The sequence below is a fragment of the Flavobacterium sp. Root935 genome (assembly GCF_001429295.1).
GTDB lineage: Bacteria > Bacteroidota > Bacteroidia > Flavobacteriales > Flavobacteriaceae > Flavobacterium.
The window spans coordinates 1489562-1504529 of sequence record NZ_LMJL01000012.1; the positions used below are offsets into that span (position 1 = coordinate 1489562).

The following is a 14968-nucleotide window of genomic DNA, read 5'->3' on the forward strand; positions in this document are numbered from 1 at the left end:
TAAAAACTTAGCGAAATATATTTTTCCTTTTTTTTATATTTTTCTAATATTTTAGAATTATTTGCACTAATTTTTTAAAAAAAATACCGTACAACGTAGAAAAGTTCTTTCGCTGTCAGTATTTTGTTATTGACTATTGTCCTAATAAAATAATTAATGGTAGGGATCAAGAAAGTAGTTAAAATCGCAAACAACTTCCTCTTAACCCCATTGATTTTGAAGTGTAAAGTGAAATGCTAAAACAAAAAAGATTTCATCTTTAAAAGTGCCCCCATAATTTATCGAATATAACCCGCCATTATGGAAAAAGTTTACTAATAAACAGCAGATAATGATTGTAGTAATGATAAAGAACCGAACTTATAGGTCAACATAGCGTTGTCTATTTCAAAAGCTCTTCCAATCCGTATGCTTTCAAAATTTGATCATAAGCTAACTGAACCGCATCATTGGCACCTTTAGTAATTTCACCTAACGCAGGGTCAACAACAGTTCTTAATGGCCTCGCTCCTTGTGGTAATTCGATTAGTTTGATTACTGCATCGGCTACTTCTTGAGGATTTGGTTTTATTGTTTCAAACATTTGCCCCATTGCGCTAAACATTTTCTCTGGAAATTTGGCTAGCACTCCATATTCATCAAAAACGGATGCGTCAGAACCAGTTTGAATCTTTTGAGCCATTTCAGTAGGAAATCCACCTGGTTGTATCAGTGCAACATCTATACCTAGAGGTCGTACTTCATAGTGCAAACCTTCACTTAAACCTTCTAAAGCGAATTTGGAGGCACTATACATTGCAAAAAAAGGAGCTGAAAACCTTCCATACCCACTGGTAACATTAATAATCAAGCCTTCCGATTTTTTACGCATGAACGGTAATACTAACTTCATTAACATCCAAGGTGCGATAACATTAACGTCAAACGTTCGTTGTAAATCTGCAGTAGTACCACTTTCAGCCACTCCAAACAGCGTTAAACCTGCATTGTTTACCAAGACGTCAATTGCTCCTTCTTTCGCTATTATAGTATCAATAGCATTTTTCACACTGGCTTCATCGGTTAAGGATACATCTAAAACTGTTATATTTTCTACTAAAGATAAGGCTGCTGCTTTATCGGCATTTTTTCCATTGATGTCTCTCATAGCAGCATAAACTTTATGCCCTAAACCGGCTGCACTATTTGCTGTTAGCCATCCAAAACCACTGTTTGTTCCTGTAATTAAAACGATTTTTTTGCTCATTTTTTTGTTTATTTAATTATTTCACACAAAGGTTTATTTAAAAAACTACATACTATTTACCAAATGGTAAAAAGCATTTTTATTGGTTTTTTACCCTTATTGAACTAAATGATTGATGTGCGATTCCCAGTTAAGAAGCGATATAAAAAAAGTGGGATACAACTGATAATTGTTGGATCTTTTTTTTCAAAAACTCTAAACAATGTAGCGTTGGATATTGAGAGAGGAACGAACCTATCATTTCCAATTCTTAATCAAATGATTTACTGGAAATTTTTTCTATGATGGTTCCCAATCGATTATAGTATTGGAATTTTCCTTCCAACATAAAATTCATTTTCTTAGCGTTTTAGTACAGTCTGACGTTATTTTATAAATATAATAGCCGTGCAAGTGGTGACTTAAACTGCTATTACATTTACACGTTTTCCGTAAACGCTACTTGTTATTTATTCAGAAGCAAAACTTCCACCACTCATTGCTTTTAGAAAAACCTGAGGGTTCCAATATTCGCGATAGTTTACAATCAGTCCATCTCTAAAAGTCACGAAAGTTGCATAACTCATTTCATATGGATTTCCATTTCCAATGACTACTCCTGACGCACTCCATTCAGCAATAACCACATTTTCATCATCAGTTCCGTAGATTTTCATGGTGGGTAATGATTTTACATTTATGAAACTAGGGTAATCTTTTAAATAAGCATAAAGAGCTTCACGACCTTCAAAGCGATTTTGCGAACCTTCCGGGGCAAAAGAAAATTCACCCACAACATCATCGGCACATAATTCGGACCAGCCTAACATGTCCTTAGCTAGAAATCTATCGAAACCATTACGCAATAATTGCGTCACTGGGGTGTTTTGTGAATTTTCCATTGTATTAAATTTTAATGTTACTTTTTATCATTTTGATATTTATTTATACAAATGTTTATTAAAAAAAGAATAAGGCATTTACCAATTGGCAGAATAAGATATTTAACGTCTTTAGGATAAAATCGATACCCTTCTTGTATATGTCTTCAGTACTCTAAAGATATGTTAATTAAGATCATAATTCCCTACTGTTTGATATTTTGCAAGAACTCGAAAAGCCAAGAATCCTAGTTACTCCTATGGGATTTTATCTATTTTTTTATATACATTGTTTCCTGGAGTTCTTAATCTAAATTTCACACTCTTTATAGAAATAGAACCAGTACCTGAACAATTCTATCAATTTTAAATCTTAGAAACTAATTACTCAGCCATTGTTGTAAAGTTGTGCTTGGTTTTCCGAGAAAACGGTGTACCGTATATGCATTCCCTACTTCTCTTGTTTTTTCGAAGAACTCAAAGAGAGGAATGATCTCCTTTAACCGTGTATTACGTGACACAAATGCGATTAATTTCAACAACCAAAAAGGAACATTGGAAATCTTTGAAATTTCTGGATGTTTCACTTTAATATATTTTTCCAATGCTTCATTAATAGTAAAACCTTCTGGGCCATATACATTGAATTCATGGTTAAAACTTTCTGAATTTTGATACCCGTTTACCAATAGTTGGCCAAAATCTTTTGCAGCAATCCATTCGATTTCAATGGGTTGTTCCCCCATAACCTTGACTTTACCATTTTGTATCATTGATTCTAATGACTCCATAAACCAAGTTGGTCTAAAAATCATATAGGGGATACCACTTGCTTTTATAAGCTTTTCTGATTTGTATTTAGCGTCTATGAAGGACAACCAGCTATTTTCTTTGCTTACGGTAGCACCACTCACATAACTAATTAGTTTTATATTGTAACTTCTTTGCCAATTCTACAATTCTTTCAACAGCAGCAAACTCATCTAGTTTCCCCAGCGTGATGTGTATGGCTTGACTATCTTTAATTGCTAATTCTAAGTCCATATCATTAAAGACATCCCCTTTTATGGTCTCCTGATTCGGATATTTATCAGATTGTATGTTGCGTGCAAAGAGTTTAAGTTGAAATCCTGCATTGTCAAATGCCTTTATTGTTTCTTGAGCCACCAAACCGCTAGCACCTAATATGGAGACTTTTTCGATCTTTATTTCTGACATGATTTTTTGATTTAAAGTTTTATAAAAAGTTCGCTTTTTGGTTTTCTAACTTTTTTCATATTTACTAACCAGTCATTTTCACTATCTCGATATCCCAAGGCTAACAAACTTGCACTTTTCAATCCTTTATCTTTGAGATTTAACAATTCATCTAAGGCACTAGCATCAAAACCTTCCATTGGTGTAGCATCTATTTTTTGCTCCGCCGCGGCAATCAAAGCAACACCTAAAACTATGTAGACTTGTTTTGCTGCATGGTTGGCATGCCAATCTTCTGGTAATTTCGAATACCTCCCCCAAAGTCCATTTTTATAATTGTCCATGCACTCTAATGGTAAACCTCTTTCAGATAATGTATAATTAAATACATGTCCTATTTTTTCTAGTGTATAATTTTCCCAATTTGCAAAAACAAAAAGGTGAGAACAATTTGTAATTTGACTTTGTCCCATTGCAATAGGTTGTATTTTAGCCAGTAGTTGTTTATCTGAAATTATAAATACATTAAAGGGTTGTAAACCTGAGGAAGTTGGAGCTAATTGAATAGCATCCAGAATTGCTTCTATTTTTTCGTCAGGAACGGTCTCGCCATTCATTTTTTTTGTGGCGTATCTCCAGTTTAAATTTTCTATTAACGTCATGTTTATTTAAATATTTAAGACAAATGTTACCTTAAAAGGCAACAAATCATTTACCATTTGATAAAAAGTATTTCTAAGAGATGTTCTTTCTTATTCTACTCAAGGATTGTTTTGTCATTCCTAAATACGAAGCGATATATGACAATGGAATACGATTGACAAGCGTTGGATATTTTTCCATAAATTCCAAATAACGTGTAGAAGCGTCTTGTGAAATCAATGGACTGACTCTCTCCAGTTTTTGAGCAAGTGATTTATTGGTGATTTTTTGAATAATAGTATCCCAATCTATTATAGTGTCTGCAATTTCTTTCCAATCTTGATTTGAAAACGTAAGCAGTTTACAATCGGTAGCAGCCTGAATATATTCAGTTGAAGGAACATTTTTTAAATTATAAAGCAAATGACGTTCTTCAATGAAAATTTTAGTAATTTCTTCACCTTTATTGTTGTAGTAGCAAATACGAAGTATGCCTTCAACGATAAAACCGACATGCCTGAGAACTTTTCCTGCCTCAACAAAATAGTCGTCTTTTTTAAGTTCTATTTCTTTCCCTTTACTTGTAATAAGTTCTATTTGCTGCTTGTTCAAGTTGCTGTATTGTAAGATATATTCTATAAAATCGTTCATCACTGCGAGGTTTAAAATAGTTGTTTTATGGATTAGTTAACCTTAGAAAAAAAATACCTTTTTGTAACGCTGCATTTAGGCCTGCTGCCAACGTTTTAGTATAAGCCTATTATTACCTTAATTCTCAATCGGAAGATACATTCGTAAAAATAAGGCGATTCAATTTTAATACAAACGGCATGGTATTTACACATCTTTGGCAAGGCTTCTTGTAAATTAAATTCTCTATTTAAAAAAGCGTTCATTCATTGTTGCCATTACCTTTTCAATCCCCTCTTTTTTCAACCATTCATATTCTGCTGTCGCAAGATTACCTGCTGTATAATGTAATTGTTTCTTGTTGTCTGTAGCTGCTTCATAAGCAACATCAGCAATACTTTCAGGCATATCTCTTTTGGTGCTTGAGTCTGCCTTCATCGTAGTAATGTATTGATTAAATAACTCATGATAATCTTGGTGAGAAACAATTTGGGCATTACTTCCAAAGTTGGTTTGCATATAAGCAGGAACAATCGTTTTAATTTGTATACCCAATCCCTTTAATTCATAACTCATTGCCTCTGTCCACGTTTGCAATGCCGATTTTGTTGCCGCATAAACGGCTACAAATGGATATGGAATATTAGCCGTTGAAGACGTTACGGTAATAATTGTGCCATTTTTCCTTGCTCTTAAATAAGGAAGAAATGACTTTGTAACAAGAATTGTCCCCAAAAAATTGGTGTTGATTTGTTGCTCTAATTGTTCGTCAGTAGTTCCTTCAAACGCTCCCATAAGCCCATATGCTGCATTGTTAAATACCACATCTACAGGACTTATCTTTTCTGCTTCAGCAGCTACATCTGTAATTTGTTTTTTGTTGCTGATGTCTAGCTTCAAAAGATAAATATTTGGCAACTCTATAAGCTCCCTTTCCTTTTCGGGCTGTCTCATTGCAGCGATAACCGTCCAACCTTTTGAAGAAAATAATTTGGCGGTCGCTTTTCCTAATCCTGATGAAGCTCCTGTGATAAAAATTGTTTTGTTCATTTTTCTTGTTTTTTTAAATTGATACCACAAAAATACCTCCCTGAAAAATGCCCTTAGTTACCATTTGGTAAAAAGCATTTTATTAATATTTCTTTTTATGTTACGTAAAGATTGTTATGAAATCCCAGGGAAGCAGCAATGTACAAATTAGGCACAAGATTGAGAAGATTCGGAATTTTTTAAGGAATACTAAATAGCGGGATTTTTTGAATCATCTTAAGTTTACTGATAAGAGTCATTTATAACTGCGATAACAGCTCAAGTGGTTATTCAAATCGCTATCGCGTTTGTAGATTTTTCATATCTAGATAATCAGCTTTTATTCCGAAGCAAAATTTATACCACCCATTGCTTTCATAAAAACCTGTGGATTCCAATAATCGCGATAGTTTACAATCAATCCGTCTCTAAAGGTTACAACAGTTACATAACTCATTTCGTAAGGATTACCGTTAGCAATTACTTCGCCCGAAAGACTCAATTCAGCAATAACGACATTTTTGTCATCTGTTGCATGAATTTTCATGGCTGTTATTGATTTTAAATTTATGAAACTAGGGTAATCTTTCAGAAAACCATAAAAAGCTTCTTTTCCTTCAAAGTGATTTGGCGTACCTTCTGGGGCAAAAGGCAAATCAGCTATCACATCATCGGCTAAAAATTCTGACCAGCCTTTCATGTCCTTAGCGAGGAACTTATCTAAGCTCTTCGTAAATAATTCAGTTGCTGGAGTGTTTTTTAAATTTTTCATTATATATTATTATTTTTAAAATTAATTTCGACAAATGTCTATTTTAAATTATTCACGCCATTTATCATATGGTAAAAAGCCACTTTAATTGATGTTTTCTCTTATTATGGTTAGTGATTCTTCTGTAATTCCAAGGTAAGAAGCTATATAGGAAAGAGGAACACGATTGGCAAGATTCGGATATTTTTCAAGGAATAATAAATAGCGCGTGGTTGTGTCTTCTAAATCTACTGGACTTCTTTTTTCATTCGCGTCTAACAAATATTTTTTAAACATTTTGTTTACAATTGCATCCCAACCAACTATTGTATTTGAGATTTCGTCCCAATCTTTTTTTGAAAAGACAAGCAATTCACAATCCGTAACTGCCTGCAGATATTCGGAAGCTGACACATTTGCCTCAAACTTTTTATACTCGGTAATAAATTGATGTTCATCAATGAAGTAGTCTGTAATTTCTTCTTCTTTATTGTTGTAATAAGAAAAACGAAACATTCCCTCAAGAAGAAAAGCGACCTGCATTGGTATTTTTCCAACTTCTAAAAAATATTCGTCTTTAAGGAGTGTCATCCTTATTGCTTTGCTGGCAATAAAATCCGTTTGTTGTTTGTTCAAGTCGCCAAACTTTAAAATGTAATCAGTAAGTTCTTTCATGGGATAAAAATGGTATTGAATACGAATGGTTCATTTGTCATTTTGTAAAACCTTTGATCTATAATTATTTATTTAAAAAAATAGTCAAATCAATCTCTAGGTAAAACGTTGCTACACTACTAGTCCCATTGAAGGAATTTAAAAGGTATTGTGTTACATTTTAGCAGTTAAGCATAACTGTTTAAGCAGTTGGCTTTAATGTCAGTTATACCGAACGCTTTATAAGTGGAATAACCTTTTTACCGATTAATTCAATGGATTGTAACAATTGCTGGTGCGTCAATCCTGCATTATCCATTTGAAAGGTAAACCGATCTATACCGCCAAGTGCTTCGCTGTGTCGCAATAATTTTTCGGCAACTTGTTCAGGTCCACCCAGTATTAATGCGCCTTTTGGAGCAACTAATGCATTGAATTGTGGTCTAGTTACTGGTGGCCATCCCCGTTCTTTTCCCATTTTTGTCCATAACTCTGCATAGCCTGGATAATAATCATCAATTGCCTGCTCATTCGTTTCAGCCACATAACCTGGTGAATGAAGCCCAACCTTAAGTTGATCTGGTGAAAAACCAGCTTTATTTCCTGCTTCACGATACAGATCTATCAATGGCCGAAAGCGTTCTGTTTCTCCACCAATAATAGCAACCATTAAAGGTAGTCCTAACGAACCTGCTCGCACAAAAGATGCTGGTGTCCCTCCCACTCCCAACCATACAGGTAATCTTTCTTGTAAGCTTCTGGGATAAATAGGTTGGTTATTCATTGCTGGTCTGAACTTGCCTGACCAAGTAATATACTCTTGGTCACGTATTTGGAGCAATAAGTCCAATTTCTCCTTAAAAAGAGCATCATAATCCTTAAGGTCAAATCCAAATAGTGGATAGGCCTCAATAGCGGAACCTCTGCCAACAACCAATTCTGCCCGACCCTTTGAGATCAGATCAAGAGTTGCAAAATCTTGGTAGACCCTTACGGGATCATCCGTACTTAAAACTTTAACAGCACTGCCCAGAATAATTCGTTTGGTTCTTGCGGCAGCTGCTGAAAGGATTACTGCTGGTGCAGAATCCAGAAATTCTTTTTTATGGTGCTCTCCGATACCGAAAACATCCAGACCTGATTCATCTGCTACTACAATCCTATCCAATAACTGCTCCATAGCCTCCGCGCTATTCAGGGCCGAACTACCATACATTGCTGATGCAAAACTATCTATTCCTATTTCCATAACTGTCGTTAATTAAAATTTTATAATATTCTTTTATTTACATTGATTGTTGACCATGCTCTTAAACAAGATGAAATTGGCTCTCTAGCCTGATTCTGCTATTTTCAATCTGATTCGCTTTTAGTCATTTCCTGTTGAGTAAGCTTTGTATTGATTTCACCATATTTTCCGGTATAAAAATCTCTGTAGGCATCAGCTATTTCTTCCCTTGTATTCATTACAAAAGGACCTGCTGCAACCATTGGCTCTTTATATTCTTCACCACCAAAAAGGATAATATCAATGTCTTTTCCCGAGCTGTTTTTGATTTCAATTTCTCCTGCTTTTCTTCCAAATTCCACAAATTCCCCCGCTTGGAATTCAGTATCGTTAAGTAGTACATTTTGGGTTGGCAAGAAAGCGGCAACTTCTATCTTGTCCTTCATAATAATTGAAAACTGTTTGCCTGCTTTCAAATGAATATGGTATAAAAACTGTTCTGAGTAATGGGGTATTGGCGAACTTAATTTTTCATATGTACCAACAATCACTTTTATCCAGCCGCTTTCATTTTCAAATTCCTTTTTAGGTATTTCTTCTGCCTGAACGGCAATATGAGCGGACTTTCTGCTTTATTTTTTGCGGGTAAATTAATCCAGAATTGAAATCCTTCTACAACTTTGCTATTGGCATGAGAATCGTAATTAATATTTTCATCGTGGATAATTCCGCTACCCGCTTTCATCCATTGTGCACCACCAGATCTTATTGTTGCTGTATTTCCTGCACTATCAAAATGCTCGACTTGCCCTTGAAGGATATAGGAAAGTGTCGCAATTCCTCTGTGGGGATGTGCTCCCATACCGTTTTTAGAAATAGTTTCTTTAATTGCTGGTGCTACATAATCCAGAAATACAAACGGACCTACTTTATCAGCATAGTGATTAGGTAGCATTCTATTGATTACTAACGGACCTAGATCAGCTCTATTTCCTTTTGTCCAAAAAGTTGTTTGCTTTTTCATAGTTTAATTTTTAATCAATAATTTCATCTAATGATTTTATTCAAGCATTAATGTTTTAGTCAGAATGCAATTCAATAGCTAACTAAAGACTTTGCAAATCAGTAAACCAATAAGTTTGGTGATTAATTAGTAACTCGATGCTGTCTGCAGATTGAAGAAAACCTTCAAATATGCTCTGCATCTCATTTAATATTTATTTGATTATTCACTCACTCTGGCACTATTAAAATTTAAACCCTACTACCGACCCTACAACAAAACCATTTTGGTGCCCGGGTATTACATCGTTGATAAAACTTCCAGTTTTAAAATATTGTACCCCAATATTGTAGTTCAGAAAACGATTTATATTCCATGAAAAGGTCGTAATATATGCTGTCCCAATGTATCTTTTGTTTGAACCGGACGAAGATAGTCTCAGTGAGCCATCTGCCCTGTAAACACCATCTTCGGTTGATTGTCGCCAGTTAAGCACTACATCGAATTTGATAGAAGTGTTTTGATATGGACTCCACGTTAGGTTTGGATGTATGGAGACTAAGTTTGCTGGTCCTACCTGCGGATTCATCCCAAAATACCCACCATTTGGATACAGAGGATTGGGCGTACCAAGTTTGCCATCATCCTTGTTTTTATCGCCAGAAATATAGTCGTTCTTTAGTCTTACGGTTGGAGATCCTTTTACTTTATCAAACACATATCCAATTTCTGAAGAAATTCCAAAAGCACTGATATCGTCCAAACCAAACAATCCAAATTGATAAATTACTTCAAAATTGTAAACAAATCCAGCACCGTTTCTCGAAAACCGGGTACCGACCGTGTGTCTGGATTCGTCTGCAACACCTTCATCAAACTTGGCATTAGCACGATTGATGCCGAGATAGTAAAAATCCAGATTACCTCTTTTCGGAATGATATAACTGCTGTAAACACCCCAGAGGTTAGCTTTGCGGGTGGACATGTTATCAAAAAGGCCTATATTCACTTTGGTATTTGCCATTACAAATGCGTCGACATTCAGATCCGGCGATTTGTATGCAAGCTTTGCGCCGTCAAAGTAAAGCCGTAAGTTGATACCTTCGCCTACATCGATCAAACGTCCACTTCCATATTGGATTTCCTGTCTGCCTATGCGAAAAGTAAGTGTCTTATTCAATTTATTATAAGGTACGAAATCCACAAAAAGATTTTGGATATTTAATTTATCTTCATCAATACCACGGGGACCATTCTTACGTCCATCCTCCAAACCGCTGCGCACTTGCCCGAAAATCCGAATTCGGTTGCTAACCTGCCAATCGGCATGGAGGAGATAGCGTTGAAGCAGAAAAACGTTTCTATCAAGGCCATTCTCTCCCCAATCTTCATTGACAGTAAAGTCCAATTCTTGCCGTACTTCGCCTCCTATTGAAAGGTAAGTAGGACTATTTTTTGAAAGCGGAATATATTTTATTCTATTGTAAAAAAATTTTGTACTGTCTTTTAACATAGAATAGTTTTCATCATAACGCATCAATTTAAAGCTTTGAGCCAATAGCTGTATGGGTAGAAAAATTAAAAAAAAGTATATCAAAAATTTCTTCATAATTGAATGTTGTAATAACGGATTGGCATACAGAATGAAACAAGAAAACAGTACTTAATAGAAATTTTAGAAGACATCAAAAAAATTAGGTTCATCAAGTTTTAAGTCAACTAATTGATCAAGAAAACGGTTTCTATTCGCTCCAATAATAGCCTCCAAAGTACTTTATTGGGGACCAATAAGGAATAGGTTCAGGTAATTTTGGAACCAAATTGGTGTATTTTTCCGAACCGAATACAACTCTTCCATCGACCACTGTCAGAACTGAGCAAATGCTTTTTATCTGATCTTCAGGGATAGTAAAATAATCTTTGCTCAGTAAAACAAAATCAGCCAGATTACCGGGTGCAATTCGACCTTTTTCAAGTTCTTCATTTTCAAACCAGGCTGCACCTATGGTATATAATCTGAGCGCTTCTTCACGAGTCAATCGGTTGTCTTCAGCCAATACAGTGGTACCAGAAACAGACTTACCGGTTACGGCCCAGCTAATTGCTAGCCATGGATTAGCTGGAGATACCCGGAATGCATCAGTAGTTAAGGACAATGGAATTCCGCTGTTTACCAAAGCTCTCAATCTGGGCGTGTACAAAGCCTTCTCTATGCCATGTGTTTTTACAAAAGCGTCTCCATGAATAGCCATTTTATTATCCAAGGCAATTCCTCCCCCAAGCTTCTTGACTCTTTCGATGTTCTCTGGCGTAATGGTCTCCGCATGCTCTATACTCCAACGCATACCATCTAAAGGAGTTGTTTTGACAACCTTATCGAGAGCATCTAGAAAAGGGGTAAGATTCTCGTTATAAGTAACATGCATGCGAAATGGGATTCTTTTCTCTATTAGCTTCCGAACATCTTCTTCGGCATATTTCATCATCCTTTCTTTTGGAATAATATAGGCAGGCTTATCAAAATTTTCATGGTCATGGATTTCTCCTCTTATAGCCTCACCCATTCCTTCATATTCGTAACCATGCTCCATAGTAGGATGTAAGTTCTGTCCTGGACTGACAGGAGCCATTTTGGTTATTCGCTTAATTTCCGTATCAACAAAGGGCTCATTAGAACTTTGATCCCATCCAAGATCAACAAAAGGAAAACGAATATTTAGTCGATTTTCACTCACGAGGGTTTGTAATGGTTGATGACCTTCAGGATACCCAATGATACTAGTAGCATCAAGGACGGAAGTAAGTCCAAATCGATTCAAATCGTGTATTACATGTACCAAAGAGCTAACCTCTTCTTCTGGAGTTGGCGCAGGTAACATGGCATCCAGTGCCAAAAATGTGAAGGTATATCCGTTTATGACCCCAGTGTATTTGCCTTTTTTATCTTTCTCAAACTCTGCATCAGGCAACTCAGGGAACCCAGGTGTTCCAACACCAAGTACCTTCATTCCTAGTTTGTTTAGATATCCCCTGTTGTAAGCATATTGTACATAAAGAGGCCTGTTTGACACTGCCTTATTCAGTTCGTCTATGGTTGGTTGGCGGTTTTCAGCGAACTGATAAGGTGACCATCCACCGGTAACTTTTACCCATTGTCCTTCTGGTGTTCTTGCTGCCTGCTCTGTTAGCATTTCAAGCGCACGTTTGAGTGTAGGTACTCCGTCCCATCTGACCTTATAATTAAAATTCCTTTCATTCAAAGGGTGAATGTGTGCATCTTCCAAACCAGGAATGAGTCGTCTGCCATCTGCATCAATGATTTTTGTATGGTCATCTTTAAGAGCGAGTATTTCCGCATCGTTGCCTACTGCGTAAATTCTCCCTCCTTTTACCGCTAGTGCCGAAGCTTCGGGTTTTGCACCAGTTTGCGTAGTGATTTTTGCATGATGCACAATCAAATCAGCGCCGACAAATGGGGAATTTGATTGCCCATAAAGCCCGATAGAGAGCATTATTGTCGTAATTAATGTAAATGCTTTTTCCATTTTATTGTTTATTTAAAATAATTTACACAAAGGTTTATTAAAAAAAGAATAAAGCATTTACCAATTGGTAAAAACGACTTTATTTGATATTTTTTCTTATTCTGCTGAACTATTGTTGTGTAAATACCTTGTAAGAAGCAACTGGCAAGGCTCGGAAATTTTTCAAGAAAGAATAAATAACGGGTGATGGCATCTTCTTACACTAAAGGTCTTCTTTTCTCTATCGTTGGTAAGGGACATTTGCTATACATTTTTTCATACATCTTATCCAGACCAATTATCGTATTTGAGATTTCATACCAATCTTTTTTTGAAGAAATAAGCAACTCACAATCTACCACTGCCTGCAAATATTCAAAAGCTGGTACATCTACCTCAAGCTTTTCATAGTCTGCAAAAAATTGATTATCATAAATCAAATAATTTGTAATTTCTTCTCCTTTATCATTGTAACAAGATAGACGGAATACCCCATCAAGAAGGAAAGTCATTTGCATTGGTATTTTTCAAGCTTTAGGAAAATAGGCACCTTTTGGAAGTTTAAGCCTTGTTACTTTGCTGACAATAAAGTTTGTTTACTATTTGTTAAAGTTGCCTAACTTTGGGATGTAAAAGGTAAGCTCTTTAATAGTTTGGAACCGTTTTTTGTCGTGAGTAGTAAATATGTAATTTTAGAAAACATTTTATCTACAGGAGTTAAAATCGTCCAATTCCTTTGTTGTCATACCTAACTTAATTGCTTTCAAGTTATAAGCAAAGGTTTCACTGGCTTTATGCCTATCGATTAGTTTTGATTATAGGGTTATTGACATGCTTTCTATTTTAGTAGATATGCCGTAAAATAAGTATTCAGCACTTAAGTAAATTCGAGGCAATATCCCTTGGAGTAGCTCGAGATTATTATTAGTTATAAAAAAATAAAGCTATCCATATTTAGAAACATAGCTTTATTTTTTTTAATTAGTTTAGGTGGGTTGCAAATTCATCAACGGGTATTCTTACTTTTTTTAATTTGGCATTCCAATCTTTTTCTTCGTCTCGATAACCTAATGCAAGTACTACAACACTGCTAAGATTTTTTTCTTTTAACCCTAAAAGGTTATCAAACTTTTCTGCATCAAAACCTTCCATCGGTGTAGTGTCAATTTTTAATGATGCAGCCGCAATCAATCCCGTTCCTAAGCCAATGTAGGCCTGTTTGGTAGACCAGATAAAATTTTCAGTATCAGTTCTTGCTAAGAGATAGCTACTAACCATATTCTTAAAATCATTTAATTCCGCAATAGGAGTTCCCCTTTCCGTAGCAACAAATTGAATATAGTTGTCAATAATTTTTTGGTCAATTGAAGTAAATGCGGCAAATACCAAAAGATGTGATGATTCAGCTATTTGACTGTTAAAAGATCCTTCACCGAGTTCTTTTTTTAAAGCTGGATTATCAATAACAAATACCCTATAGGTTTGCATCCCAATTGAAGATGCTGAAAGATTAATTGCTTCAAGGAGTTGCTCCAAATCTTCATTAGAGACCTTTTTTTTACTAAATTTCTTTGTGGCATAACGCCAATTCAAATCGTCAATTAATTTCATTTTTAATCTATTTTAATTTATATTATTTTTTTATTTATGCTGCAAAATTACAAATGCGCTATTACTTTTTGTAACTTTGTATCGAAAAGTAATACTTACATTTGAGTAACCAAGTATAGAATTATGGAAAAAGATATAGTACCGATAAAAGAATGTGCAAATAAAATTTTGGCAATTCATGATGTGATGGATTTACTGAATGGAAAATGGAAAATATCCATAATAGCTTGCCTTTGCAGTAAAAAAATGCGATACTCTGAATTGTTAAAGGCAGTTAATGGTATTTCTGGCCGGATGTTGAGTCTTAATCTTAAAGAACTGGAAATGAACCAGCTTATCACTAGAAAAGTACTCGATACCCAACCCGTTAGTATAGAGTATGAAATAACAGAATATGGTTCCACGCTCAAGAATCTGACAAATACTATTGCAGACTGGGGCACTTTACATCGACAGAGAATAATAAATCGTAAATAATGAAATCTTGGCATGTTATTAAGTTTTAGCATTCCCTGTTTTCTTTAAAACTAAAAAAATAGTACTCTGGCCATAATATCGAAAACTAAAACTTGCTTGTTGTGCTAACATCGACA

At 35.2% G+C, this 14968-nt stretch carries 17 protein-coding genes; 1 reads left to right on the forward strand and 16 read right to left on the reverse strand.

The window, feature by feature from the left end; translation table 11 throughout:
• Positions 1 to 382 precede the first annotated feature (382 nt).
• From ASE40_RS21165 to ASE40_RS21235, 16 genes are all read right to left on the reverse strand, one after another.
• The gene (locus ASE40_RS21165; protein WP_057119580.1) at positions 383 to 1246 is read right to left on the reverse strand and encodes an SDR family oxidoreductase; all 864 of its coding nucleotides are present in this window, start codon (positions 1244 to 1246) and stop codon (positions 383 to 385) included.
• Positions 1247 to 1695: 449 nt separating this feature from the next.
• Positions 1696 to 2127 carry a nuclear transport factor 2 family protein gene (locus ASE40_RS21170; protein ID WP_057119581.1) on the reverse strand — a complete coding sequence of 144 codons (432 nt, stop codon included), beginning with the start codon at positions 2125 to 2127 and terminating at the stop codon, positions 1696 to 1698.
• 359 nt (positions 2128 to 2486) lie between these two features.
• Positions 2487 to 3020, reverse strand: coding sequence for an SDR family oxidoreductase (locus ASE40_RS21175; protein ID WP_057119582.1), 534 nt, complete (start codon positions 3018 to 3020; stop codon positions 2487 to 2489).
• Positions 3021 to 3024: 4 nt separating this feature from the next.
• Positions 3025 to 3324 carry an NAD(P)H-binding protein gene (locus ASE40_RS21180; protein WP_057119584.1) on the reverse strand — a complete coding sequence of 100 codons (300 nt, stop codon included), beginning with the start codon at positions 3322 to 3324 and terminating at the stop codon, positions 3025 to 3027.
• A gap of 11 nt (positions 3325 to 3335) precedes the next feature.
• The gene (locus tag ASE40_RS21185; RefSeq protein ID WP_057119587.1) at positions 3336 to 3965 is read right to left on the reverse strand and encodes an NAD(P)H-dependent oxidoreductase; all 630 of its coding nucleotides are present in this window, start codon (positions 3963 to 3965) and stop codon (positions 3336 to 3338) included.
• Between the two features lie 73 nt (positions 3966 to 4038).
• Positions 4039 to 4557 carry a Crp/Fnr family transcriptional regulator gene (locus ASE40_RS21190; RefSeq protein ID WP_317039123.1) on the reverse strand — a complete coding sequence of 173 codons (519 nt, stop codon included), beginning with the start codon at positions 4555 to 4557 and terminating at the stop codon, positions 4039 to 4041.
• 264 nt (positions 4558 to 4821) lie between these two features.
• The gene (locus tag ASE40_RS21195; protein ID WP_057119592.1) at positions 4822 to 5625 is read right to left on the reverse strand and encodes an SDR family oxidoreductase; all 804 of its coding nucleotides are present in this window, start codon (positions 5623 to 5625) and stop codon (positions 4822 to 4824) included.
• A 319-nt stretch (positions 5626 to 5944) separates the two neighbouring features.
• A complete protein-coding gene (locus tag ASE40_RS21200) occupies positions 5945 to 6376 on the reverse strand; it encodes a nuclear transport factor 2 family protein (RefSeq protein ID WP_057119595.1) in 432 nt (143 codons plus the stop codon).
• A gap of 84 nt (positions 6377 to 6460) precedes the next feature.
• Positions 6461 to 7030 (reverse strand): Crp/Fnr family transcriptional regulator, encoded by a 570-nt coding sequence (locus ASE40_RS21205; protein WP_057119597.1) that lies wholly within the window; start codon positions 7028 to 7030, stop codon positions 6461 to 6463.
• Positions 7031 to 7235: 205 nt separating this feature from the next.
• Positions 7236 to 8258 carry an LLM class flavin-dependent oxidoreductase gene (locus tag ASE40_RS21210; RefSeq protein WP_057119599.1) on the reverse strand — a complete coding sequence of 341 codons (1023 nt, stop codon included), beginning with the start codon at positions 8256 to 8258 and terminating at the stop codon, positions 7236 to 7238.
• Between the two features lie 104 nt (positions 8259 to 8362).
• Positions 8363 to 8683 carry a pirin-like C-terminal cupin domain-containing protein gene (locus ASE40_RS22430; protein WP_241774402.1) on the reverse strand — a complete coding sequence of 107 codons (321 nt, stop codon included), beginning with the start codon at positions 8681 to 8683 and terminating at the stop codon, positions 8363 to 8365.
• 107 nt (positions 8684 to 8790) lie between these two features.
• Entirely contained in the window at positions 8791 to 9261 is a 471-nt protein-coding gene (locus tag ASE40_RS22435) for a pirin family protein (protein ID WP_241774403.1), read from the reverse strand.
• 223 nt (positions 9262 to 9484) lie between these two features.
• On the reverse strand, positions 9485 to 10849 hold the full coding sequence (locus ASE40_RS21220; protein ID WP_057119602.1) for an alginate export family protein: 1365 nt from the start codon (positions 10847 to 10849) through the stop codon (positions 9485 to 9487).
• Between the two features lie 133 nt (positions 10850 to 10982).
• Complete coding sequence (locus tag ASE40_RS21225) at positions 10983 to 12785, reverse strand: amidohydrolase (protein ID WP_057119605.1); 1803 nt, start codon at positions 12783 to 12785, stop codon at positions 10983 to 10985.
• A 197-nt stretch (positions 12786 to 12982) separates the two neighbouring features.
• Positions 12983 to 13276 (reverse strand): hypothetical protein, encoded by a 294-nt coding sequence (locus ASE40_RS22160; protein WP_198530129.1) that lies wholly within the window; start codon positions 13274 to 13276, stop codon positions 12983 to 12985.
• Between the two features lie 469 nt (positions 13277 to 13745).
• Complete coding sequence (locus ASE40_RS21235) at positions 13746 to 14375, reverse strand: NAD(P)H-dependent oxidoreductase (RefSeq protein ID WP_057119607.1); 630 nt, start codon at positions 14373 to 14375, stop codon at positions 13746 to 13748.
• Between the two features lie 123 nt (positions 14376 to 14498).
• Here ASE40_RS21235 and ASE40_RS21240 point away from each other — a divergent pair, with 123 nt between their 5' ends.
• Positions 14499 to 14852, forward strand: a complete 354-nt coding sequence (locus tag ASE40_RS21240) for a winged helix-turn-helix transcriptional regulator (RefSeq protein WP_057119609.1) — start codon at positions 14499 to 14501, stop codon at positions 14850 to 14852.
• The last annotated feature ends 116 nt before the right edge of the window (positions 14853 to 14968 follow it).

What these genes read in the sequence shown, in the direction of transcription:
- ASE40_RS21165 (WP_057119580.1), bottom strand. Translation starts at nt 1,246, where the DNA reads ATGAGCAAAAAAATCGTTTTAATTACAGGAACAAACAGTGGTTTTGGA.
- ASE40_RS21170 (WP_057119581.1), bottom strand. Translation starts at nt 2,127, where the DNA reads ATGGAAAATTCACAAAACACCCCAGTGACGCAATTATTGCGTAATGGT.
- ASE40_RS21180 (WP_057119584.1), bottom strand. Translation starts at nt 3,324, where the DNA reads ATGTCAGAAATAAAGATCGAAAAAGTCTCCATATTAGGTGCTAGCGGT.
- ASE40_RS21185 (WP_057119587.1), bottom strand. Translation starts at nt 3,965, where the DNA reads ATGACGTTAATAGAAAATTTAAACTGGAGATACGCCACAAAAAAAATG.
- ASE40_RS21195 (WP_057119592.1), bottom strand. Translation starts at nt 5,625, where the DNA reads ATGAACAAAACAATTTTTATCACAGGAGCTTCATCAGGATTAGGAAAA.
- ASE40_RS21200 (WP_057119595.1), bottom strand. Translation starts at nt 6,376, where the DNA reads ATGAAAAATTTAAAAAACACTCCAGCAACTGAATTATTTACGAAGAGC.
- ASE40_RS21205 (WP_057119597.1), bottom strand. Translation starts at nt 7,030, where the DNA reads ATGAAAGAACTTACTGATTACATTTTAAAGTTTGGCGACTTGAACAAA.
- ASE40_RS21210 (WP_057119599.1), bottom strand. Translation starts at nt 8,258, where the DNA reads ATGGAAATAGGAATAGATAGTTTTGCATCAGCAATGTATGGTAGTTCG.
- ASE40_RS22430 (WP_241774402.1), bottom strand. Translation starts at nt 8,683, where the DNA reads ATGAAGGACAAGATAGAAGTTGCCGCTTTCTTGCCAACCCAAAATGTA.
- ASE40_RS22435 (WP_241774403.1), bottom strand. Translation starts at nt 9,261, where the DNA reads ATGAAAAAGCAAACAACTTTTTGGACAAAAGGAAATAGAGCTGATCTA.
- ASE40_RS21220 (WP_057119602.1), bottom strand. Translation starts at nt 10,849, where the DNA reads ATGAAGAAATTTTTGATATACTTTTTTTTAATTTTTCTACCCATACAG.
- ASE40_RS21225 (WP_057119605.1), bottom strand. Translation starts at nt 12,785, where the DNA reads ATGGAAAAAGCATTTACATTAATTACGACAATAATGCTCTCTATCGGG.
- ASE40_RS22160 (WP_198530129.1), bottom strand. Translation starts at nt 13,276, where the DNA reads ATGACTTTCCTTCTTGATGGGGTATTCCGTCTATCTTGTTACAATGAT.
- ASE40_RS21235 (WP_057119607.1), bottom strand. Translation starts at nt 14,375, where the DNA reads ATGAAATTAATTGACGATTTGAATTGGCGTTATGCCACAAAGAAATTT.
- ASE40_RS21240 (WP_057119609.1), top strand. Translation starts at nt 14,499, where the DNA reads ATGGAAAAAGATATAGTACCGATAAAAGAATGTGCAAATAAAATTTTG.